Here is a 21,711-nt window from a genome sequence, read left to right as displayed (position 1 = left end):
CCGCGCAGATGGCACGGCGTGCGGGTCATGTCTGCCCCGTCGTCCGTCGATCGGAACCGATCGAATCGGATCGATCGCGACCAAAACAAGCCTCTTCTGTTCGGTAACCGTTTCTGGGGCCGTGTTTCAGGGAACGGCCGGTGGGCAGCCGCGCAGCAAGGAAGCGTAGGCATTGCTTCCGTTTCGGCGAGCGAGGGGCGTGGTGGTGACCTTCAAAGTGACCGACCAGGAGAACGGCGAATGGGCCGTCCTCCGGGTCTCCGGCGAGCTGGACCTGGTGACGTCCCCGGTGCTGCGGCAGCGGGTGCACGACGTCGTGGCGGAAGGACGGCACCGGCTCGTCCTCGACCTCTCCGAGGTGTGGTTCTGCGACTCCAGCGGGGTGGGTGTGCTCATCGCGTCCCGGCGGCTGCTGCGCTCCTGCCAGGGCCGGCTGCGGCTGATCCTGCCCGCGCGCGGCGCCGCCGACGGCAGCCACGTCAACAAGGTGCTCGGCGCCCTCGGGGTGCGCCGGCTGTTCGAGGTCCACCCGGACGTGCCGTCCGCCGTCGACGAGGACGCCCGCCCGCTCTCGGCCTGAGGCCCCGCCTCCCCACCCCACGGCCCGCGCGTGGCCGCTCACACGTGTCACACGTGTGTCCCGGTGTTCCCCCGGTCCTGGTCCAAGCGCCTCTTTCCGGCTCCCCCGCGCCCTCTCACCCCGTACGCTCCCAGCGAGACGACCCCTCCGACCTAAGGCGGCCTGAACAAGACATGGTCACCAGCGAGTACGAGCGCAGGATCGCGGCCCGCTTCGCCGGCTTCGACCAGGACGGCAACGGCTACATCGACCGCGAGGACTTCATGGCGGCGGCCAAGGCGCTGCTCGCCGAGTTCGGCACGGCGGCCCGCTCCGACCGGGGCCAGGCCCTGTACGTCGGCGCCGAGGCGTTCTGGCAGGGCATGGCCGGCATCGCAGACCGGGACGGCGACCAGCGCATCACCCGCGAGGAATTCGTGACCGGCGCGCTCAAGCGGCTGCGGGACAACCCGGAGCGCTTCGCCGAGATCGCCCGCCCCTTCCTGCACGCGGCGCTCGCCGTCGCGGACACCACCGGCGACTCAGCCGTCGGCGTGGAGAACACCGCGCGCGTGCTCCAGGTGCTGGGTGTCGAGGGGGACCTCGCCGCGGAGACCGCCGCACAGCTGGACACCGACGGGGACGGGCGGATCGGCGAGGAGGACATCGTCTCCGCGTTCGCCCGTTATTTCACCGTCCCCGAGTGACGCGCCGGGCGTCCGCCCCCCGTCCGTGTCGCCGATCGTGGCATTTTCCTGATCACGCAGCGTCCGTACGGCCCCGGGTCGGGTGAGTTCCATCGTCACGGCCCGGAGTCGGGCGGCGAGTCCGGTACGTTGTGCGGGATGCGAGTCGTCGTGAGCGTCCGCCGCGGCAGGGCCGCCCTCGAGGCCGTTGCCCGAGGCGCCGTCCCTCCGGGTGTTCGTGGGGTCAACGGGCCGTGCGCCGCGCTCCGTTCGAGTCCGCGCCGCAAGCGTCGCACAGTATGCCGCACGGGTACTCCTTCGCGCTGGAATATGCCCGAAGCGCTTGTTGAGGTGACTGTACGTCAACCATGCTGTCCCGCAAGGGAGTCACGGTCCGTGATCCCGGTCCTGGCCATTGTTCTGGGCATGCAGAAAATGGCTAGGATCGTGGCCCTCGTGAGGCGCGAGTCCAAGTGTCCGCCGGTTCGGATGGTGTGAGCGGTGCAGGTGCTTCAAGTGCAGCTGGAGATCCGGCCCGACCCCGCTGAGGTGGGGCGGGCCCGGCGCTGGGCCCGCTCACGGCTGGCCGGGTCCGGCATAGGGGCCGACGAACCGCTGGCCGAGACGCTGATCCTGCTCGTCTCCGAGCTGGTCACCAACGCCGTGGTGCACACGGGCTGCCCGGCCGTCCTGAGGCTCTCGCTGCCCGGCGCGGACGCGGCCGAGGAGGTCACCGTCCGCCTGGAGGTCGCCGACCGCAGCGGCAGGGCGCCGGTGCCGCGCTGCGCGGGCGACGAGGCGACCGGCGGGCGCGGGCTCGCCCTCGTCGACGGGCTGGCCGACCGCTGGGGCTGGAGCACCGAGGGCGCCGGCAAGCGCATCTGGTGCGAACTCGACCGCTGCGGCACGGCGTCCGACGCCGCCCGCGCCTCCTGCGGCGGCGGCGCGGTGACGTACGACGGGCTGGCGTACGAGGCGGTGTGAGCGCTCCGCGCCCCGACGGTTGCCGCTCCTTCGGGGAGGCACGGGGGCACGGCGGGACGGCGTTCCGGTGCCGTGCGTGATCCGGTGCGCCGGGCGTGCTCCCGTGCGCCGACCCGACTGAACGGGCAATTGCCGCGAACGCCGCATCACTGATCGAAACGGTATTGACGTGCCGTCACCGGGTGATCACGCTGGTCGTCAGCGATTCGCCGCGAGGGGACGGCGAGGGCACCGCGACGGGGGTCCTCGGCGAGTGTGGGTCGTGATCCGGCGCATGCCTCCCGGAGGTGGGGGACCTTGGCGGGGCCGCCGGAGCCGCAGGGCGGTGCGGGGCTGTCGTGCTCGGGGTGAGCGGCGCCGCACCGCCGCGGGGCCGTTCCTCGTCCACAGCCTGTGGACGAGCGGGCGCGTGCGGGACTCGGACCGCGACCGCCGCCCCTTCCCCGCGCTCCGAGGCCGCCCGGAAGGTACGCCGGTAGGCCGTGGGGGTCACACCGAGGGCCGCCTGGAGGTGGGCCCGCATGGACTGGGCCGTCCCGAACCCGGAGTCCCTCGCCACCTGGTCCACGGTCAGCTCGGTGGTCTCCAGCAGGTACCGCGCCCGCTCCACCCGTTGCCGGGTGAGCCACTGCCCCGGGCTGACCCCGGTCTCCTCCCGGAAGCGCCGGGTGAAGGTGCGCACCGACATCGACTCACGCGCAGCCATGTCGCGCAGCTGGACCGGCTCGTGCAGCCGGCCCAGCGCCCAGGCGCGGGCACCGCTCGTGGACGCCTGCTGCGGGTCCGGCACCGGAAGCCGGATGTACTGCGCCTGGCCGCCGTCCCGGTGCGGCGGCACCACCGTGCGCCGGGCCACGTCGTTGGCCACGGCGGCGCCGTGGTCGCGCCGCACCATGTGCAGGCACAGGTCGATCCCGGCCGCCACGCCCGCCGAGGTGAGGATGTCGCCGTCGTCGACGAACAGCACGTCCGGGTCCACGTCGATCTTCGGGAACAGCCGCTGGAGCCGCTCCGCATCCGCCCAGTGCGTGGTGGCACGACGGCCGTCGAGGCGGCCGGAGGCGGCGAGGACGTAGACGCCCGTGCAGATGGAGGCGATGCGCGCGGTCGGCGGGATGCGGCCGAGCGCGTCGGCCAGTTCGTCCGTCAGCTCGCCCCGCTCGAAGACCGGGCCCAGCTCGTAGGAGGCCGGTACGACCACCGTGTCGGCGGTGGCCAGGGCCTCCGGGCCGTGCGGCACGTGGATGGTGAAGTCGGCGTCCGTCTCCACCGGTCCCGGCGGCCGGACCGAGCAGGTGACCACCTCGTACAGCGGGCGCCCCCGCTCGTCCCGGGGGCGGCCGAACACACGGTGCGGGATGCCCAGTTCGAACGGCAGCAGGCCGTCGAGGGCGAGGACGACCACGCGGTGGGGCCGGTGGCCGGCGGGGGAGCGGGGTGGCTCGACCGGATGCGAAGGCATGGCCCGATCCTAGCGAATGCTGTCCCTCGGGCCACTCGTTGAAGCGGACATGCTTGCCCGACGCTGTACGGCGTGACCACGACCAGCAAGACCGCCGCCGTCGGGCCGCCCGCGAGCGGCCGCACGCCGACCCGCCGCCGGGTGCACCGCGCCTGGTTCGTCGCCGCCGTCACCTTCGTGACGATCATCGGCGCCGCCGCCTTCCGCGCCGTGCCCGGACTGTTCATCGACCCGCTGAACGAGGAGTTCGGCTGGTCGCGGGGCACCATCGGCGCCGCGGTCTCCCTCAACCTGGCGCTGTACGGCCTCACCGCCCCGTTCGCGGCGGCTCTGATGGACCGCTACGGCATCCGCCGGGTCGTCGCCGTCGCGCTGACCGTGATCGCGGCCGGGTCCGGCGCCACCGTGTGGATGAACGCCGCCTGGCAGCTGATGCTCTGCTGGGGCCTGCTGGTGGGCCTCGGCTCCGGCTCCATGGCGCTGGCCTTCGCCGCCACCGTCACCAACCGCTGGTTCACCGAGCGGCGCGGCCTGGTCAGCGGCATCCTCACCGCCGCGTCCGCCTCCGGACAGCTGATCTTCCTGCCGCTGCTGTCGTGGATCGTCGACCGGTACTCCTGGCGGCCCGCGGCGGTGACGGTGGCGCTCGCCGCGCTCGCGGTGGTGCCGTTCGTCTGGCTGCTGCTGCACGACCACCCCGCGGACGTCGGCCAGAAGCCGTACGGGGCGAAGGAGTTCGTGCCCAAGCCGGCGCCCGTGCCCGGGGCCGCCCGGCGCGCGCTGACCGTGCTCGGCTCGGCCGCCCGCACCGGCCCGTTCTGGCTGCTCGCGGGCACGTTCGCGATCTGCGGCGCCTCCACCAACGGGCTGATCCAGACCCACTTCGTGCCCGCCTCGCACGACCACGGCATGCCCATCACCACCGCCGCGTCCCTGCTCGCCGTCATCGGCGTCTTCGACGTCGTCGGCACGGTGGCGTCCGGCTGGTTCACCGACCGCTTCGACGCGCGCCGGCTGCTGGCCGTCTACTACGCGCTGCGCGGCGTCTCCCTGCTCTTCCTGCCCCTGCTGCTCGCGCCCTCCGTGCACCCGCCGATGCTGTTGTTCATCGTCTTCTACGGTCTCGACTGGGTCGCCACCGTGCCGCCCACCCTCGCGCTGTGCCGGGAGCACTACGGCGACGACAGCCCCATCGTCTTCGGCTGGGTGCTGGCGTCGCACCAGGTGGGCGCGGCGATCGTGGCCTTCGCCGGGGGCCTCGCGCGGGACGCGTTCGGCTCGTACGACGTGGTGTGGCTCGCGTCGGGCGCGCTGTGCGCGGCGGCGGCGCTGATGGCGCTGGTGATCCGCAAGCGGCCTGCGGTTCTCACGGCGAGCTGAGGCGTTCCGAGGGGCGGACGCCCTGACGGTCAGGCGCCCGGCAGCCGGGACGCCTGGCCGCTGCGGGCGACCGCGCGGGCGATGCGCCGGGCGTCCAGGGCCATCTCGCGGAGGTTGCCGCTGATCGGGTTGGTGAAGCCGGTGAAGTACAGGTCCGGGGCGCCGTCCGGGGTACGGGCGCCGTGGACCACGGGTCTGCCCCGCTCGTCCAGCACCCCGAGGCCGCCGACCAGACCCTCCAGGCCGCGCTCGTATCCGGTGGCCGCGACCACCGCGTCCGGCGCGATCCGCTCGCCGTCGGCCAGCAGCACCTCGCCCTCCTCGAAGCCCTTCACGGCGGCGACCACCTCCACCTCGCCCTTGCGTACGGCGTCGATCAGACCGACGTCCTGCACGGGGATCGCGCCCTCCAGGACGCGGCTGTAGAGCCCGGTCTCCGGGCGGGGCAGACCGTGCTCGGACAGGTCCGGCACCGCGATCCGCGCCTGGAGGCGGCTGATCCGGTCGACCAGCGGCACCGGCAGCCGGCGCACCAGGATCCCGGAGTACTGCGCGGGCCAGCCGGCCGTCGAGCGGCGCACGATGTGCGGAGGGGTCCGCACCGCCAGCCGCACCCGGGAGGCGCCGCCCTCCACCAGGTCCACGGCGATCTCGGCACCCGTGTTGCCGACGCCCACCACCAGCACGTCCCGCCCGGCGAACGGCTTGGCGTCGCGGTACCGGGACGCGTGCAGCAACTCCCCGGTGTACGTGTCCCGTCCGGGCCAGCCGGGGACGCGCGGCGTGTGGTTGAAGCCGGTGGCGACGACGACCGCCGCGCCGGTCAGCTCGCGTCCGCCGGTGGCGCGCAGCAGCCAGCCGGTGCCGTCCTCGGTGCGCTCGACGCGGGACACCTCGACGCCGGTGACGATCTCCAGACGATGGTGCTCGGCGTACTTCTCCAGGTAGCGGACCACGTCGTCGCGGGACGGCCAGCGTCCGAAGCGGCGGGGCATCGGCAGGCCGGGCAGCGCGGACCGGCGCCGGGTGGTGTGCAGGTGCAGCCGGTCGTAGTGACGGCGCCAGGAGTCGCCGACCCGTTCGGAACGCTCCAGGACGACGGCCCGCACCCCGTGGGCGCGCAGGGCGTACGCGACGGACAGTCCACCGGGGCCGCCGCCGACGACGTAGACGGGGCGGTCCGCCCGGAGGGGCGCGGCGGGCTGCGCGGAGGTGGTGGAGTCGGCCATGACCGCGAGCGTAATCCGGCACACGGTTGATGGGTCTCGGTCAAGACCGGAATTGGTTGCGGAATGATCACATGATGTCGTGATCGCGTGTTCACCGTCCCCCTGTCTTCTCCGCGGCGCCCCCGCCCGCCACGACGCGTTCCGCGACACCCGCCTCCACGCCCGCCTGGCGGCGGACCCGGCCCCGCAGGAGCCGTGATCCACGCCGGCGGTGGGACGCCTCCCCTCAGGCGCGTGGCGATCCCCTCACGGCCACAGCAGCTCCCTCACCCACCCCTCCCCCTGCTTGCGGTACCGCAGCCGCACATGGCGGCGGTCCGCGTCACCCTGGAAGAACTCCGTTTCCTCCGGAACGAGGTGGTACAGGGTCCACGAGGGGGCCGGCGTGTCAGGGGCCCGGCGGGCCTCCTCCCAGGCGGCCTCCGAGGCGAGGGCGAGTTCCTCGGGTGAGGCGAGCACCGCGCTCTGGCGGCCGGTCAGGGCGGAGGCCAGCGCGCCCGTGGAGCGGGCGTGGAGGTCCGCCTGGGCCTCCTCGGGCGGGGCGGCCGTGACGGGACCCCGTACCCGCACCTGGCGGCCCAGGACCGGCCAGTAGAAGGTGAGGGCCGCGTACGGGCGGGCGGCGAGGTGCCCGCCCTTGCGGCTGTGCGCGTGCGTGGCGAACGACCAGCCCCGCTCGTCCGCGCCGTGCAGCATCACGATCCGTACGTCCGGCAGGCCGTCCGCGTCCGCCGTCGCCAGGGACATGGTGTGCGGCTCGGGCTGACCGGCCGCCGCGGCGTCCCGGAGCCACCGCGCGAACAGCGGCAGGGGCTCGGCGGGAGCCCGCTCGGCGGCGAAGGGGCGCAGATCGGTGACGGCCGGGTCCCACACCCGCAGGGACCGCAGCAGTGCGTGAAGGTCGGATTCCATGCGGCCGATTGTCGGCCCTCAGATCGACCCCAGGTCCGACGACACCCACCGCTCCGGCCGCATCCGCACGAGGACCTGCTCCCCGTGGTTCTTCCACGCGAAGTCGACGTACCCCTCGACCTTCTCGGCGGGCAGGTAGCGCGCGGAGATCTCCCGCAGCTTCTCGACCGTGGCGGGGGAGGTGTCGACGACCGGGCCCTCGGCGGAGACGTAGCGGATGGTCGGCTCGACGCGCTCCACCAGGAGGGAGAAGCGTCCCGCCGCCTGGAGCAGCCGGTTCTTGCGGGAGTGCAGCCCGGTGAGGATCCACACGTCCTCGCCGGGCGCGTACTGGTACCAGATCGGCACGGTCAGCGGGGCACGGCCCTCGCCGGCGTCCACCGCGAACGCGGCCACGCGCGGTTCGGACAGGAACTGTTCGCGCTCTTCACGGGACAGGGCCATGGCGGTTCCTCCAGCATCGTCGACGTCGGGGTGTGCACTCGGGCCTGCGGCCGGGCGGTACAACACCGGCCTGGCCGGGAGGTGTTCCGCGCGTCGTGCCCCCACCATCGGAACCGGACCGCCCCCGGGAACGCGACAGGCGGCGGTCCACCGGAGTGAACCGCCGCCCGGATGACAGGAACGACGAGGTCGCGGGGGAGGAGCGGGGACGCGCGCGGCTACTTGGTCGGCTTGCGCCCGGTGACGCCCAGGTGCACCAGCAGCGCCAGATTCGGCTTGATCTCGGCCTGCTTGACGCCCCAGGAGGAGAAACCTTTCTGGTGCGAGGCCACGGCCGCCAGCATGGCGACCAGGGACCCGGCGACCGCGCCGGGGTTGACGTCCTTGTCGATCCGCCCCTTCGCCTGGAGCTCGGAGACCGCCTCGGCGAGGGAGGCCTCCACGGCGTTGAGGACCTTCAGACGGATCTTGGAGAAACGTTTGTCCCCTTCGGCGGCGCCGAGATCCACCACACGCAGGATCGCGTCGTTCCTCCGCCAGAACTCCAGGAAGCCGTCCACCAGTTCCTGTGCCGTCTGCCAGCCGGCCCGCCCGCTCCAGGAGCGTCCCTCGACCAGCTCGCTCAGGGAGCCGCTCTCCCCCGCCATGGTCTCGGCGAGCTCCAGCACGGCGCCCTCGACGTCCGGGAAGTACTGGTAGAAGGTGGCCGGCGAGGTCCCCGCACGGCGGGCGACGTCGATGACCTTGACATCCCGGTACGGGGACGAGCTGAGCATCTCGCTGAGGCAGTCGAGCAGCTTCTGCCGGGTCTCCTGCCCACGCCGGCCGGCCACCCGGCCGTCGACGGTACGCACTTGTCCTGTCATGCCGTCAGCTTACCGACGGGGTTCGGGAGCGCGATTCGGCCGACTGCAAATGGGGTGCGGGGCCCGAAGATCCCTGGTGTGCCTGGTCGGCGCGGTGCGGGCGGCGCGGCTACGTTGTCGGCATGGCCGAAAACAGGGCGTCGGAGTACACGGAGGGCACCCCCTGCTGGGTGGACGCGCAGCTGCCCGATCTGGAGGCGGGCAAGCGGTTCTACGGCGAGCTGTTCGGCTGGACCTTCGAGGGCCGGCCCACCGGGGCGGTCCGGGCGCTGAAGGACGGCGACCCCGTCGCCTCCCTCGCGCGCAAGACGGACGGACGGCTGCCGACGGTGTGGACGGTGTCCTTCTCCACCCCGGACGCCGACGGCCTGTGCGCGCGCATCCGCGCGGCCGGGGGACAGGTGGTCGCGCCCCCGGCGCCGCTCGGCGACCTCGGCCGCACCGCGCTCGTCACCGACCCCGAGGGCGCGGTGTTCTCGCTCTGGCAGCCCGGGACCGCGACCGGCTTCGGCCGCCGTCACGAGCCGGGCACCTTCGCCTGGGTCCAGCTGTACACACGGGACACGGAGACGGCCAACACCTTCTACGGAGACCTCTTCCACGACGCCCTGTTCGGCGAGGGCGCCGACCCCGGCTTCGGACGCGCGCCCGTCTCCGAGGTCTTCGCCCCCGAGATGCCGCCGCACCTCCTCGTCCACTTCGCCGTGACGGAGCTGGAGCCCGCCCTGGAGCAGGTCGCCCGGCTCGGCGGCCGTACGCAGGTTCCGCCCTTCGAGACGTCGTACGGGACGGCGGCCGTCGTCACCGACAATCAGGGGGCGTCCTTCGCGCTGCTGCGGCGCTGACCGTACGCTCGGTGCGCCGCCGCGGTCCGTCTCCTGTGCGCCGTCCGACCGTCCATTCGAGTCATATGTACACCTGAACACCCGATTTGTCGGCCGGTTCGCACCAGGGGGCCCGGACAGGAAGAATCGGGGTGCGTGCCGCCACGGCGGTGCGGTGGTGAGACGCTGCACTACGGTCGCGCACAGGTGGTGGCGCGACGCGTACGGGGAGGTGGCAGGCAAGTGGTGGATCAGCTGACGCAGCACGATCCGCGGCGTATCGGGCCGTTCGAGGTGCTGGGACGGCTGGGAGCCGGCGGCATGGGGCTGGTCTATCTCGCGCGCTCGGCGTCCGGTCGGCGGGTGGCGATCAAGACGGTCCGGACCGAGCTGGCCGAGGACCAGCTGTTCCGGGTGCGCTTCACGCGTGAGGTGGAGGCGGCTCGCGCGGTCTCCGGTTTCTACACGGCGGCCGTCGTGGACGCCGACCCGCGCGCCGCCGTGCCGTGGCTGGCCACCGCCTACGTCCCCGCCCCCTCGCTCGAGGAGATAGTGAACGAGTGCGGGCCGCTGCCCGCGCAGGCCGTGCGCTGGCTCGCCGCCGGCGTCGCCGAGGCGCTCCAGTCGATCCACGGTGCGGGCCTGGTCCACCGCGACCTCAAGCCGTCCAACGTGCTGGTCGTCGAGGACGGCCCCCGGGTGATCGACTTCGGCATCGCCTCCGGGGTGTCCAACACCCGGCTGACGATGACCAACGTCGCCGTCGGCACCCCCGCCTACATGTCCCCGGAGCAGGCCAAGGACTCCCGCAGCGTCACCGGCGCGAGCGACGTGTTCTCCCTCGGCTCCATGCTGGTCTTCGCCGCCACCGGCCACCCCCCGTTCCACGGCGCCAACCCCGTCGAGACGGTCTTCATGCTGCTGCGCGAGGGCCCGGACCTCGAGGGCCTGCCGGACGAGCTGCGGCCGCTCATCGAGTCGTGCATGCAGATGGACCCCACGGCCCGGCCCAACCCCGCCGACCTCCAGGCGCAGCTCGCCCCGCACCTGTTCGGCTCCGGCTCCGACGACAGCGGCACGGCGTCCGCGTGGCTGCCCGAGCGGGCGGTCGCCCTGATCGAGACCCGCCGCGGCGGCCGCCCCGCCAGACCGCCGCAGAACAGCGGCCGCAGCGGGGGAGGCGCGCGTCCCCACGTCCCGCCTCCGCCCCCGCACGACCCGGTCGTCCCGCCGCCCCCGTCCCGGCCGGCCCCCGTGGGCGCGTCCGGCACCGGCCCCGTCCGGCTGGCGGGCGCCGCGGTGCCCATCGGTCCCGGCCCGCGCGTCGCCGACACGCGCGCGGCCGCCGTGCAGGCGCCCCCGCCCGCCGCCGCCCTGGCCGCGACCTGGACCAAGCCCCGCCCCGGCGTGAACGGCGCCGAGCCCGCCGCGCCCGTGCCCCCGGCGCCCGCCGCGCAGCCGGAGCCGCCCGGTGGCTGGCGCCCCTGGCGGTTCCGCATGTCCAACGACGTGTGGGGCACGCCCGCCGTGGCCGGCGACCTGGTGTACGTCACCTCCTTCGAGGTGCACGCCCTGGACGTGGCCACCGGCCGGCGCCGCTTCAAGACGCGGGACGTCGCCTGGTCGATGGCGGTCGCCGACGGCCGCATCCACGCCTCCGACGGGCCCACCCTCTACGCGCTCGACGCCCGCGAGGGCGGCGACCTGTGGCGGCTGAACACGGACGCCTGGGTGTACTCCCTCAAGGCCGACCGTGGCACCGTCCTCACCGGCACCCGCGGCGGCGGCGTCCAGGGCTGGGAGGCGTCCACCGGGCAGAAGCTGTGGGAGATCACCGGCTGCCAGACCGACTTCGAGTCCCCGGAGGCCGGGCCCGCCCTCTTCGACGGCACCGCCTACGTCTGGCAGGACGCGCGGCTGCGCGCCCTGGACGCCCGCACCGGCGAGGAGCGCTGGTCGTACCCGATCGGCGACGCGGCCTCCTGCGGCGGCGTCCCGGTCCGCCTCACCGCCGCGCCCGACGGCTACGTCTATGTCTGCGCAGGCACCCGGGTGCTCGCCCTGGAGGCCGCCTCCGGACACGTCCGCTGGCACTTCGAGGCCCCGGCCGTCTTCCTGTGCCCGCCCGCCTTCGTGCCCGGCCCCGCGGTCACCGGCGGCGGGGTGTACCTCGCCGACTACCTCGGCACGGTGTACGCCTTGGACGCCACCGACGGCCGCGACCGCTGGCGCATCGCCACCGAGGCCCGCTCCTCGGTCGAGCCGGTGCTGGTCGCCGCGGGCCATGTCCACGTGGGCAGCGGCAAGGGCCTCTACACGCTGGACGCGGTCACCGGCACGCCCAAGTGGCGCTTCCAGTCCGGCGGCGAGATCGTGGGCGCGCCCGCGGTCGCCGAGGGGCGGATCCACTTCGGCTCCAGCGACCACCTGCTGTACACGCTGAAGGCCGACGACGGCCGGCTGCGCTGGAAGCTCGCGACCGGCGGCGAGATCACCGGCTCCCCGGTGGTGCGGGACGGCGTGGTGTACGCGTGCAGCAAGGACCGCTGTGTGTACGCGCTGGACGCGGAGAAGGGCACGGGCACGGCACGGACGGCGTGAGACGCGGGCGTCCCCGGCGTCCCCGCGGGACGGCCGTCGTGCCGACTCCACGGAAGGGGCCCGGACGGCGGCCGCCGCTGCGGGGCGGCGGTGTCCGCCGTCCTGGGGGCCGACGCTACGCCGCGTACGGGACGGTCGCCAGGCAGTGACATGGCCGTGACACAAAGATCGCTAGCCTGAAGGTCATGACTTCTCGGGGGAAGACTCTCAAACTCACCGCCGTCTCGACGCTTGTCGTCCTCGCGCTCACCGGCTTCTCCACCGGCCGCGGACACGGGGGCAGCGGCGATGGCGGGGGCGGCGGGTGCAGCAGCTCCGGCCAGAACCACGACTCGTCGAGCGGCGGCTCGCACCGCGACTACGACGATGACGACTACGACGACGACTACGGCAGCAGCGGCGGCTCCGGCGGCTCGGAGGCGTCGATGTCCCCGGACGCGGCCACGGTGACGCTGGTCGACTGCGCGTCCGAGGAGACGCCGTACGCCACCGTCGAGGTCACCAACACCGACACGGTGGACGGCACCTTCTCGGTGACGGTGGTCTTCAGGGACGCGGCCGGCGAGGAACTGGCCCGCGGCACCGAGGAGGTCTCCGTCCCGGCGGGCGGGACCACGCCGGTGAGGATCTCGGTGAACGACGCGGAGAGCGTGCCGCTGATCGAGGAGTGCGACCTCTCCTACGCCTAGGTTCTGCCACTTCGGTCAGCGTCGGGTCCGGATGAGGATGCCTGGCGAGCTGCCTGGCTCAGTACGTGAGAGTGATGCGACTCCCGGGCTTGGTGATCACGTGGCCTGCCGTGGAGGCATAGCCGGCGGGTGTGACGGTCATCCGCGGCACGGCCAGACGGTCGGAGCCCCAGGCGTCGATGTGCGCGACGAGGTCCCGTGCAAGTTCCTCGGCCTGCGGACCGTAGGCGGCTGCGCCGAGCCGGAACGGGCGCTCAGCGTGGGTGCCCTCTCGGGTGATGGTCAGGTAGGCGAGGGAGTTGCCCTCGACGATGGCGGGGCTACGGACGGGAATGGCGGGCCTGCGGAGCAGTTCCTGCTGCAGGGCCTGCGGGGTGACTTCCAGTCGGCACACGCGGTCGTCGCCGGCCGTGGCGCGCAGCCACACCCCGTCGAACGGCTCCTCGCCGCCGACCCGCTGGGCGGACGGTACTTCGAGGGCGGGCTTGCCCGTCTGCAGGGTGGCGGCCAGGCCGTCGGGGTCGACGTCCTGGTCCTCGTCGTAGTGCACGCGGATGGTGTCGTCCACGTTGAGGGGTGAGGTCTTCTCGCCGTCCTGCCCGATGATCGGGACGAACCCGCACAGCTCCATGCCCTGTGAGACCAGTGCGTTGCCGTGGCGGGTCAGCGCGACCGATCGGGTCTGTCCGCGCCAGCGCAGCGGCAGGACCAGGCGGCCGCCGTCCTTCAGCTGGTCCCACCAGGTGGCGGGGATGTCCCAGACGCCGACCGTGGCGATGATCCCGTCGTACGGGGCGTTCTCCGGTGCGCCGAGCAGTCCGTCGCGTTCGATCACGGTGACGTGTTCGTACCCTGTGGCGTTGAGGCGGGTGCGGGCGTGCAGGGCGACGTCGGGGTCGATGTCGACGGTCGTGACGCTGCCGTGAGCGACGAGTTCGGCCAGGAGGGCGGCGTTGTAGCCGGTTCCGGCCCCGATCTCGAGGACGTCGTCGGCAGTGCGGGCGCCGAGCTGCTCGAGCATCATGGCCACGACGGAGGGCACGGACGCGCAGGACAGTGGCAGGGGCTTGCCGGGGTTGTCCTTGATGGTCACGGCCTGGTCCGTGTAGGCGCTTTCGAGGTCGAGGCCGGGCAGGAAGACGTCCCGGGGCACGGTGCGCATGGCCCGTTCCACGGTGGCGGGTACGCGCCGCTCGGCGAGGATTGCGTCGACGAGCCGGTTGCGGAGCTGGTCGGCCGTAGGGGTCTGGCTCACTGTCACATCGCTTTCAAGGGGTGAGGAGTAGGCAGGTCTCCCACTCCGGATCAACGGGGCGGGCGGTGGTCAGGGTGTGCAGGGTGAGGAGCACGCCGGGGGCGCCGGTGAGCAGTCCGGTGTGCTCGGGCCCGGGGTGGTGCTGTGTCTCGGTGGTGAAGCGGTCGCGGAGCGCGGGCAGGGCGTCGTGGAGGTCCGGCCGTGCGGCGTCGGCGGCGATGCGTTCGGTGGTGAGGACGAGTCCCGCCCACCCGTGGCAGAGCGACGTGTCGGTGATCTGCCTGGTGTGCCGGGGGTCGGTGACGGCCTGCAGAGCTGTGTGCTCGGCGAGTCGGAGCGCGGTGTCATCGTCGAGGACGAGGGCGGCGAGTTGCAGGGCGCGTGCGATGCCGGGGGTGCCGTAGCACCACGAGGCGCGGGTGGGGGCTGCGTCGGGCTGGGGGCCTTGCCGGTAGGCGTCCAGTGGCAGGCATTCGGGCCAGCCGGTGCCTCCTCCTTTGAGGGGCTGTGCCCAGGTCGTGAGGTGGGTGATGCCTGCGGCGATGGCGTCGTCCTGCCCGGCGACGGTGTGGCCGGCGCGGCGGGCCAGGGCGAGCAGAGCAAGCGGTCCGGCCACACCGTGCGCAAGGCCGAAGTTGGCGTGGCCGTGGGTGAACTCTCCGGCGTCGGGGGCGTCGCTCGGGCTGGTGGCCGCCCACCAGCCGGGGACCTGGTGGCCGTCGACGACGAGGGGTTCGGTGAGCAGCCTTACCAGGTACTGCAGGACAGTGGCGAGGGCTTGGTCGAGTTCGCAGTGCAGGAGGTAGGCGCCGAGCCCTGTCAGGCCGCTGATCAGGTCGTACTCGCGCAGGCGTGGCGGGAGGCCTTTGTCCATGCGGCGGTGAGCGGCGCCCAGACGGTGGGCGACGAAGGCGATGACTTCGGCGTTGAGCTCGGCGAGGGCCCGCGCGTAGGGCCCGGTGCCCTGCGGTGTGCAGGATGTACGCGACTGCGGGAGCGCCGCGATACAGGTTCGCGGACGCCGGGTGCCCGGTGATGGGCTGCGCGGCCATGGCCTTGGCCGCGGCGTGGGCCTTCGTCCAGTCGCCGGTTTCGCGGGCGACGACCATTTCGTACAGGGCGGTTGCGGCCGGTCCGGTGCCGAGGTCGTCCTGCGTCACGAGGTCCTCCTCAGCAGCAGGGACCGGCAGGCCTGCCGTGCTGCGTGGCGGGCCGCTGCCTCACTGTCCCGGTCGGGCCCGGCCATCCTGTTGTGGTGCATGTGCAGCAGGGACACCAGGATCTGCGTTCGTCGGCTGTCGTCCGTGTGCGCCCGGTACGCCTCGAGGGCAGCCCGCCTTCGAACTGTGGCCTTGATGAGGCGTGGTGTGGCGGTGCGAAGGGGCTGGGCGGTGACGACCTGGTCGACGGTCTGCCGGGTGATGTCGAGGCGGCCGGCGCCGTGCACGGGGGTGTGCGCCACCCAGGCCCGACCGTCGTGAGTGCCGAGGAAGCCCTCCGCGATGTCGACCATGTTGACGGCGCACAGCGTTTCCCGCTCCAGGACGGGCAGGTCGGTGAGCGCGTAGCGAGTGACGAGGCTGTCGGCGACGAAGACGTCCTCGGCGGCGACCATGGCCGCCCCGGTGCCGTAGCGGCCGGTCTCGGGCCGGTAGCCGTCGAGGATGAGCTGGGAGGCGAGTCCGTCCTCGGTGAGCTGGCGCATCCACGCGGACAAAGCCCGTAGCGTGGCCGCCTGGCAGTCCGGGGTGTCAGTGGGCACGCGGATGCGGAGATGGTCGGTCTCCCGCAGGGACCTGTACCGCGCGAACCACGCCCGCTCGGTGCCGAGGTCCTCGAGCAGCCGGGGGAGCCGGGCGGTGATGATCTGGTCCATGGCGGTGGGGTGGGTGAACACCTTCGCCTGCGTCCACCGCTGCGTGGGGTCCGCGGGCTGGGACAGGTCCCGGTTGGTCACGACGGGGGCGTGCGTCAGGTCCGGGTGCGGGGCCGGCGGCCGGGTGGTGGCGAGCGGGGCCGTCAGCTCGTGGGCGTGGCCCAACCAGCCCAGTTCCTCATCGCTGACGTCCTCGGTGAGGACCGCCTGGGGGTGGTGGCGAAGGTGCTGGTGGATGAGACGGGCGTGCAGCGGTTCGGCCAGGTCCAGGGGCATGGTGCGGTCGTCGTCCTGCAGCTGCACTCGGGAGGGACAGTGCCAGATGTCCGCCCAATCCCTCAGCGCCTTGTGCCAGGCAGGACCGAACAGCCCTACGGGTAAGTCCGCGGTCGTCAGTTTCCATCGGGCTGGGCTGAGCACCGTGCGGCTGTAGCGGATCCGGGGCAGGTAGGGCAGCGCTGCGGCGGCCGGCCCCCAGTCGAACTCGGTCCACGCCGTGGCGAAGCCGCGCCCGAGCTGGGCCAGGAACCGAGCGAGGGGTGGGACCTGCTTCTCCAGGGCGAGGGGGTGCAGCACGTGCGGCTCCACGATGCGCCGCCGGGACACGCTGACCAGGTGCAGAGCTTGGCCGGTGGAGTACACAGCGAGGTCGTCGATGTCGATGAGGTTGTCTGCCGGTGTCCTGGTCTCGCCCACGGGGATGATGTAGGGCAGCAGAGCGGGGATGCGGGAAACGTTTTGAGCGTGCGGGAAGTCAGGCATGACCGAGAGCTGCGCGCGCAGGGCTCCCTCGGTCATGGTGGGCAGTGTCCGGTACAGGTCGGACAGCCCGGTCCCCAGCACGGCGGTGAACCGCCCGGACAGGACGCCCGCCGTCCACGCGGGCCGTACATCCACAACGAAATCACCGCTGCTCACAGCCTGTTCACTGGCGGCACGGACCCTGAACCCGATCTCCACGTGCGGGACGGTGGGTCCGTCCGGCGCGTCCTCGGCGAGGTCGTCGATGTCCTGCTCGGTGAGCACAATCTCGCGGGCGCCGCTCACGGCCGCCCGCATCGCCCGCGCCGCGAGCTGCTCGTCGCGCGGCAGCACCGTGAGCGTCGGCAGGCTCCACCCGGACATCGGATAGTCGGCCGGCAGCCCGACCCCTGCGGCGAGGTCGGCGGCCTCCCGGACCGGGACCAGGACCCCAGCGCCGTAGCGCTCCCAGAAATGCGCCTGGAAGTCGGCCCACGCGGGCGACGTTCCCTGAGCCCGGGTCAGGCGGGACAGCGCGAACGCCGCACGTTCCACCTCATCCAGGACCTGCCGCGGCACGGACACGTGCGCATCGAGCCGCAGGTCGAGGCTGATCCTGTTCCGGCAGTCCGCGGTATGGATCTTCTCCATCGCGGCGTCCATCTGGTCCCGTAGTCGACGGGCCTCCGCCGGGCCGGGTGCCCGGTTGTGCTCGGCGAAGGCGAGCTCTGTCTCCTCCAGGCGGTCGAGGATCTGCACCGTGTCCGCTTCCAGCATGTCCGTGTGGGGCCGCAGCAGGCGCACCATGTGCCCGGCGGGATCCACGACGGTCATGGGCGCGGCGAGGTCGCTCGTGAGGTAGCTGTCTTCCAGGGCCTGCCCGATCAGGCGGGTGGCCTGCTCCGCAGTGCCGCCCATGTCGGTCAGGACGTCCAGCAGACGGCGGCCGGTGGTCGGTGCGGCAGCCGCCTTCAAGAGGGCAACCAGGGGGAGGGTGAGAGGCGCGCTCGCCAGACGTCCCCCCGAGCGGGGCATGCCGATGGCGTCACCGCGCTGGAAGGCGAGCGTGCTGACCTGGATCGTCAGATGCGGCAGCACGTCGGCGCGGCGCTCCAACACTCGGCGCACGTGATCGACCCACAGCGTGTCGGGCCGGGCGACGGCTCGGTGTGCTCGGCCTATGTCCGAGGTCACCGGGCCGACCTCGGCGAGGGCTACGCCGGCGAAGAGACCGAACGGCGTCGGCCGGGACGTTGCCCGCAGGAGGTAACCGGCGACGGACAGAGTCGCGCTCCGCACACGCTTCGGTGTGACGCTGTGGTCGTCCAGAAGCTGCTCGACGAAGGTGACCAGCCCGGTGGACGCCGCCCTCAGTGCCTCAGCGAAGGAGCCGTCCGCCAAAACGCGGGCCAGCCACCGACGGCAGTCCTCCGGGCACTCCACGTCAGGCCACTTATCCGGACGGGCCCCAACGGGTAGAGCGGCGGCGCGCAGGACCAGCACGTCGCCGTGCCTGCGGAAAATGCTTCGGCTCATCAGCCGGTGTTCCCTCCGGGAGGTACGCGGTGGTGCGGACACGGCCCTGCGTGCCCGCACCACCGCAGGTCGGGTCAGCTCGAGATGCAGGACGATGCGCAGGTGCTCTTGCAGCCGTCACCCGACGTGCAGGCCTCGACGATCGGGACCGGCGAGGTGGTGACGGTGGTGGTCAGCTCCCAGTCGACGGGGAATCCCTCGTCCAGCTCGGTCGTTTGCTGGGGCTGAGAGAGCGTGTTCAACACGGATTGCTCCATCGGTAGTTGGACCACCCCCGAGAGAGGGTGGAGAGGCCCAGGACCCCCGCTGAGGACTGCTGCTCTTCGGCGCAGCCGACAGCGCAGGTCCCGCGCAGGAATGGCCTGCGGCCCATGCGGGGACCGCCGAGTCCGACTCCGGAGGCCGCCACAGACGCGGCCGGCGTGCCTTCCCCGTCAACGCGCCACGTACGGTGCTATCGGTCGGCCTGGACACACGGGCCGCTGAGCACAGGCTTCATGCAGCGCGCTCCAGCTCGGTGAAAAGCTCGGCCAGACTGAGCAGCCGGAAAGCGCCGATCCTGCGAACCATCCGCGACGCGAGAACGGTCGGCACCAGCGGATGCCCGTACGGGACCGGCCCAGCGGGACGCTCCGCGACCTGCACGTTTCCGTCGCGGACGCCGTAGGCAACGCCGTTCACCCCATACAAGGGGGCGCTGCGGGCAAGGAACACCACCGGCTCGATCGTGAGGTGCGGGCACAGCTCCGCGGCGGTGCGGAGGTGCTCCGGGCACACGGGCGGCTGGTTGGTGAGCACCGGCTCGTGGTTCGGGTCCACGGTGCCCGGGCCCGCGAGGAAGATCCAGCCGAGCGGGGTCCGAGCGGGCCCGGCGCAGATCTGGCAGCGCAGCATCTGCATGCACCCGCGCTGCCGCAGGGGGTGCATCATCCGCCACTGCGGTCGGCCCGTCGGCTGCTCCTGGTCGTCGATCGGGCCGAAGCCGCAGCGGGCCCACAGCACGCCCCGCAGGTCACGGTCGCGGGGGTCTTCGTCGGCGTAGCGCAGCCGGTAACGGCCGCCTCCGGTCGGGGTGAGGCGCAGGTTGTCCGGTGCGGCTTCCTCACCCTCACGCTGGATGACGAACGGGATCACGTGGGAGTAGGAGTGCACGGTGGTCTTCCTCGAACGGGGCAGGTGGATTCGGGTGGTGGTCACGCGGCCTCCTTGAGGCAGCGGATGGCGGCGAGCCGGTCGTGAAGTTCGTTGGCGGTCCACCCCAGCCGGCGCAGGTGCGCTATCGCCTCCTGGCGGCCGCACGGCAGGGGATCGGCGTGCAGAGTGCGCGCGCGCAGGACGAGCTGCGCCGCGGTCGGGTCCTGTTCGGCCTCGCTCGCCACAGAAATGGTGACCAGCCGGGCAAGGTGCCCACGGAGCCGCTCGGCAAGCTGGGCAGTGTCCCCTTCGGACGGGGGGACGTCGTCCAGGACGGCCGCGACGTCGTCCAGGAGGGCGCAGCCGTCGAAGGGCTGCCAGTCCCGGACTCGCTCTAGCAAGTCGTGTAACGCCGTGCTGTCCAAGGGCGGGGTCCACGCCGGGACGGGGCGCGTCCAACGCTGTGCGGTGGGGGTCACCGGGCGGTCTCGGGAGCAGGCAATACGCACCAGACGCGTGCGCCATCGGCGCTGAACCCCCAGGTGCCGCCCAGCTCGCGGACCAGAGCGTCCACCAGGAGGAGGCCGCGCCCGCTTTCCGCGTCGGTGTCCGGGCTACCGGGGGTCGGGGACACTGATGGCGTTTTGTCATCGACCTCAAGCCGCAGCTCGCCCTTGGCCGGCACCCATGCGCGCACATCGAAAGCGTCGGTGTGGCCGTGCAGCACGGCGTTCGTACACAGCTCCGAAAGCACGACCAGCAGGGTGTCCACCTGATCGGCCGGGAGTTGGCAGTGACAGCGAGTCCACGCCCGGACGACCCGCCGCACGACCTGCACGCTGGACGGAGCCGACGGGACCACGATCTCGAAGGAAGGGCACGCCGGCCCCGCGGCTTCAGCTAAGGACGCCTCTAACACGCTGATGGGTTCAGCGATTCTGGGGGGCATAGGACAGAACTCCTGGTTCGCGATTGTGCACGCCTGGGCACTCAGAGTGAGTTTTCTAAGAGCGTGGCAATCACCCCCGGACGGCTCCACCCCCAAACCGACCTCGGGATCTGGCACGAAGTTGACCCACCTCCTCGGAAGTTCCTCGGCTCAACCCCGGAACCACTAAGTAGCGTCGAAAGAGGGCAATTTGCCGAGGACGGCGTTCTACGGTCGGGCAGTGACGCGCTCGGCACAGGGATGGGAGAGACCGTGTTGTTCTTCCGGCGCACCTGCGAAGCCCGGGGTATCCGCCACCCCGACGACTTCCTGACGCAGTACCGGGAAGCCGCCGCACGGCTTGGGCTGCAGAACGCGGACGAACCGGCGCCCAAGACCGTCGAGGGGTGGATCTACGAGGGCCGCAAGCCCCAACGGGTATTCCGGCCGGTCATCGTCGAGATGCTCGGCTACAGCATCGAGACGTTATGGACGGAGGCGCCCGACGGCGCAACGCCCACGTTCGTTCCGCTCACGGACGCGTCACCAAGTACATCCCCCACTGGCTCCACTTTGGGCCTGGACGACATGAAAAGGACGGGCGCGATGGCTGTGCGACGAGCGAAGGACTTCCTCCTGGGAGCCGACCGCGAGCGAGTCGGCGAGGACACGCTCGGGCTGCTCGATGAGGAGGTGCAGCGGCTCGTCGCCGCATACCCGCGCGAACCGCTGTCGGCGATCTGGGACGACCTGCTGGAAACCCAAGAACAGGTCTTCCGCCTCCTGGAAGGAGGCCGGGTCCGGCCCTCGCAACTGCGGGACCTCAACGTCAAGGGCGCTGTCCTGTCGTTCATGGTCGCCAAGGGCTTCAACGACATGGAGGTCCCCCACCAGGCCCTCACCATGACCCGCGTCGCAGCCGCGTGCGCCCGCGACGCCGAGCATGCCGGACTGATCGCCGCCACCGAAGGGCTCAAGTCCCTGATCGCCTACTGGGCGGACAAGCCCACCGACGCCTACCACTACGCCAGCCAGGGTGCAGCCGTGGCCGAGCACCAGCGCGGCACCGTCGCCCTGTGGCTCCTCGGTCTGCAGGCGCGCGCCGCAGCAGTGCTGGGTGACGAGGAGACGGTGCGCACCGCGAACCAGCAGGCCGCCGACCGGCGGGAACGTGTCGTCCCCGACGACCTGGACTCCCTCGGCGGGCTGTTCACCTACGCCCCGGAGAAGCAGCTCTACTACGCCGTGGAGGCAGAGGCCGTCCTCGGCCATGGCGGCGCCCAGCTCGCCCAGCAGGCAGAGCAGGCCGTGCAGGGTTTCAGCGACCCCACCGCCCCGAACTGGGCCTTCGGTGATCTCGCCGGCTCCCAGTGCGACCTGGCGCTCGTCCGCCTCTACGGCGGGGACCTGGACGGTGCGGCCGCCGCCATCCGCCCGGTGCTCGACCTGCCCGCCTCGCACCGCAACAACGGCATCGTCATGTCGGCGATGCGCGTCCGGCAGGCCCTGACCAGCGGTCCAGCCCGCGAGGCCGTCGTCGCCCGGGACTTGCGCGCGGAGATCGAGGCCTTCCCCGCCCGGCCCGCTCTGCCCCACAGGTAAAGT

General features: G+C 72.4%; 19 protein-coding genes and 1 pseudogene. 8 read left to right on the top strand and 12 right to left on the bottom strand.

Features of this window, described 5'->3' with window-relative positions; all coding sequences use genetic code 11:
* Positions 1–199 precede the first annotated feature (199 nt).
* From MTR79_RS30905 to MTR79_RS30895, 3 genes are all read left to right on the top strand, one after another.
* Positions 200–580, top strand: a complete 381-nt coding sequence (locus tag MTR79_RS30905; protein WP_048457472.1) for an STAS domain-containing protein — start codon at positions 200–202, stop codon at positions 578–580.
* Positions 581–753: 173 nt separating this feature from the next.
* Positions 754–1,266: an EF-hand domain-containing protein gene (locus MTR79_RS30900; RefSeq protein WP_048457471.1), complete on the top strand. Its 513-nt coding sequence runs from the start codon at positions 754–756 to the stop codon at positions 1,264–1,266.
* Positions 1,267–1,761: 495 nt separating this feature from the next.
* Complete coding sequence (locus tag MTR79_RS30895) at positions 1,762–2,229, top strand: ATP-binding protein (RefSeq protein WP_048457470.1); 468 nt, start codon at positions 1,762–1,764, stop codon at positions 2,227–2,229.
* Positions 2,230–2,686: 457 nt separating this feature from the next.
* Here the strand turns inward: MTR79_RS30895 and MTR79_RS30890 are convergent.
* Positions 2,687–3,691 (bottom strand): annotated as a pseudogene (locus MTR79_RS30890) (helix-turn-helix domain-containing protein); the annotation flags it as partial.
* 72 nt (positions 3,692–3,763) lie between these two features.
* On the opposite strand from MTR79_RS30890, the gene MTR79_RS30885 reads away from it, so the two are divergent.
* Positions 3,764–5,071, top strand: coding sequence for an MFS transporter (locus tag MTR79_RS30885; protein ID WP_244792611.1), 1,308 nt, complete (start codon positions 3,764–3,766; stop codon positions 5,069–5,071).
* 29 nt (positions 5,072–5,100) lie between these two features.
* Here the strand turns inward: MTR79_RS30885 and MTR79_RS30880 are convergent, their stop codons facing one another.
* The 4 genes from MTR79_RS30880 to MTR79_RS30865 form a co-directional block, all read right to left on the bottom strand.
* Positions 5,101–6,300, bottom strand: coding sequence for an NAD(P)/FAD-dependent oxidoreductase (locus MTR79_RS30880; protein WP_244792609.1), 1,200 nt, complete (start codon positions 6,298–6,300; stop codon positions 5,101–5,103).
* A gap of 246 nt (positions 6,301–6,546) precedes the next feature.
* Positions 6,547–7,212 (bottom strand): pyridoxal 5'-phosphate synthase, encoded by a 666-nt coding sequence (locus MTR79_RS30875; protein ID WP_086703541.1) that lies wholly within the window; start codon positions 7,210–7,212, stop codon positions 6,547–6,549.
* 18 nt (positions 7,213–7,230) lie between these two features.
* A complete protein-coding gene (locus tag MTR79_RS30870) occupies positions 7,231–7,656 on the bottom strand; it encodes a pyridoxamine 5'-phosphate oxidase family protein (protein ID WP_244792607.1) in 426 nt (141 codons plus the stop codon).
* Positions 7,657–7,874: 218 nt separating this feature from the next.
* Positions 7,875–8,510: a TetR family transcriptional regulator gene (locus MTR79_RS30865; protein ID WP_102640660.1), complete on the bottom strand. Its 636-nt coding sequence runs from the start codon at positions 8,508–8,510 to the stop codon at positions 7,875–7,877.
* A 134-nt stretch (positions 8,511–8,644) separates the two neighbouring features.
* On the opposite strand from MTR79_RS30865, the gene MTR79_RS30860 reads away from it, so the two are divergent.
* The 3 genes from MTR79_RS30860 (at position 8,645) to MTR79_RS30850 (ending at position 12,636) form a co-directional block, all read left to right on the top strand.
* Positions 8,645–9,367 (top strand): VOC family protein, encoded by a 723-nt coding sequence (locus MTR79_RS30860; protein WP_189364938.1) that lies wholly within the window; start codon positions 8,645–8,647, stop codon positions 9,365–9,367.
* 222 nt (positions 9,368–9,589) lie between these two features.
* On the top strand, positions 9,590–11,947 hold the full coding sequence (locus MTR79_RS30855) for a PQQ-binding-like beta-propeller repeat protein (protein WP_244792605.1): 2,358 nt from the start codon (positions 9,590–9,592) through the stop codon (positions 11,945–11,947).
* 185 nt (positions 11,948–12,132) lie between these two features.
* Complete coding sequence (locus tag MTR79_RS30850; protein ID WP_086701372.1) at positions 12,133–12,636, top strand: hypothetical protein; 504 nt, start codon at positions 12,133–12,135, stop codon at positions 12,634–12,636.
* Between the two features lie 58 nt (positions 12,637–12,694).
* On the opposite strand, the gene fxlM is transcribed toward MTR79_RS30850, so the two are convergent.
* The 7 genes from fxlM to MTR79_RS30815 all read right to left on the bottom strand — a co-directional run bounded on the left by fxlM (position 12,695) and on the right by MTR79_RS30815 (position 20,127).
* Positions 12,695–13,891 (bottom strand): methyltransferase, FxLD system, encoded by a 1,197-nt coding sequence (gene fxlM / locus MTR79_RS30845; RefSeq protein WP_244792603.1) that lies wholly within the window; start codon positions 13,889–13,891, stop codon positions 12,695–12,697.
* Positions 13,892–13,904: 13 nt separating this feature from the next.
* Entirely contained in the window at positions 13,905–14,765 is an 861-nt protein-coding gene (locus MTR79_RS30840) for a lanthionine synthetase C family protein (protein WP_244792601.1), read from the bottom strand.
* 282 nt (positions 14,766–15,047) lie between these two features.
* Positions 15,048–18,044 carry a lantibiotic dehydratase gene (locus tag MTR79_RS30835; protein WP_244792599.1) on the bottom strand — a complete coding sequence of 999 codons (2,997 nt, stop codon included), beginning with the start codon at positions 18,042–18,044 and terminating at the stop codon, positions 15,048–15,050.
* 74 nt (positions 18,045–18,118) lie between these two features.
* Positions 18,119–18,286, bottom strand: a complete 168-nt coding sequence (locus MTR79_RS30830; protein WP_244792597.1) for an FxLD family lantipeptide — start codon at positions 18,284–18,286, stop codon at positions 18,119–18,121.
* Between the two features lie 253 nt (positions 18,287–18,539).
* Positions 18,540–19,241: a hypothetical protein gene (locus MTR79_RS30825; RefSeq protein WP_244792595.1), complete on the bottom strand. Its 702-nt coding sequence runs from the start codon at positions 19,239–19,241 to the stop codon at positions 18,540–18,542.
* Positions 19,238–19,579: a DUF6415 family natural product biosynthesis protein gene (locus MTR79_RS30820; RefSeq protein WP_244792593.1), complete on the bottom strand. Its 342-nt coding sequence runs from the start codon at positions 19,577–19,579 to the stop codon at positions 19,238–19,240. Before MTR79_RS30820 ends, MTR79_RS30825 begins: the two co-directional genes overlap by 4 nt.
* Positions 19,580–19,653: 74 nt before the next feature.
* The gene (locus MTR79_RS30815) at positions 19,654–20,127 is read right to left on the bottom strand and encodes an ATP-binding protein (protein ID WP_244792591.1); all 474 of its coding nucleotides are present in this window, start codon (positions 20,125–20,127) and stop codon (positions 19,654–19,656) included.
* A 252-nt stretch (positions 20,128–20,379) separates the two neighbouring features.
* Between MTR79_RS30815 and MTR79_RS30810 the strand changes: the two genes are divergently transcribed.
* Positions 20,380–21,708 (top strand): hypothetical protein, encoded by a 1,329-nt coding sequence (locus MTR79_RS30810; protein ID WP_244792589.1) that lies wholly within the window; start codon positions 20,380–20,382, stop codon positions 21,706–21,708.
* The last annotated feature ends 3 nt before the right edge of the window (positions 21,709–21,711 follow it).

Source organism: Streptomyces sp. BJ20, from assembly GCF_022869105.1.
GTDB lineage: Bacteria > Actinomycetota > Actinomycetes > Streptomycetales > Streptomycetaceae > Streptomyces > Streptomyces griseoincarnatus.
The sequence above is the reverse complement of the archived record's forward strand: the minus strand, read 5'-3'. Positions and strand labels throughout refer to the sequence as shown.

Coding starts and splice junctions, on each gene's coding strand:
- MTR79_RS30900 (WP_048457471.1), top strand. CDS start 754: ATGGTCACCAGCGAGTACGAGCGCAGGATCGCGGCCCGCTTCGCCGGC.
- MTR79_RS30880 (WP_244792609.1), bottom strand. CDS start 6,300: ATGGCCGACTCCACCACCTCCGCGCAGCCCGCCGCGCCCCTCCGGGCG.
- MTR79_RS30875 (WP_086703541.1), bottom strand. CDS start 7,212: ATGGAATCCGACCTTCACGCACTGCTGCGGTCCCTGCGGGTGTGGGAC.
- MTR79_RS30870 (WP_244792607.1), bottom strand. CDS start 7,656: ATGGCCCTGTCCCGTGAAGAGCGCGAACAGTTCCTGTCCGAACCGCGC.
- MTR79_RS30860 (WP_189364938.1), top strand. CDS start 8,645: ATGGCCGAAAACAGGGCGTCGGAGTACACGGAGGGCACCCCCTGCTGG.
- MTR79_RS30850 (WP_086701372.1), top strand. CDS start 12,133: ATGACTTCTCGGGGGAAGACTCTCAAACTCACCGCCGTCTCGACGCTT.
- MTR79_RS30840 (WP_244792601.1), bottom strand. CDS start 14,765: ATGGACAAAGGCCTCCCGCCACGCCTGCGCGAGTACGACCTGATCAGC.
- MTR79_RS30835 (WP_244792599.1), bottom strand. CDS start 18,044: ATGAGCCGAAGCATTTTCCGCAGGCACGGCGACGTGCTGGTCCTGCGC.
- MTR79_RS30815 (WP_244792591.1), bottom strand. CDS start 20,127: ATGCCCCCCAGAATCGCTGAACCCATCAGCGTGTTAGAGGCGTCCTTA.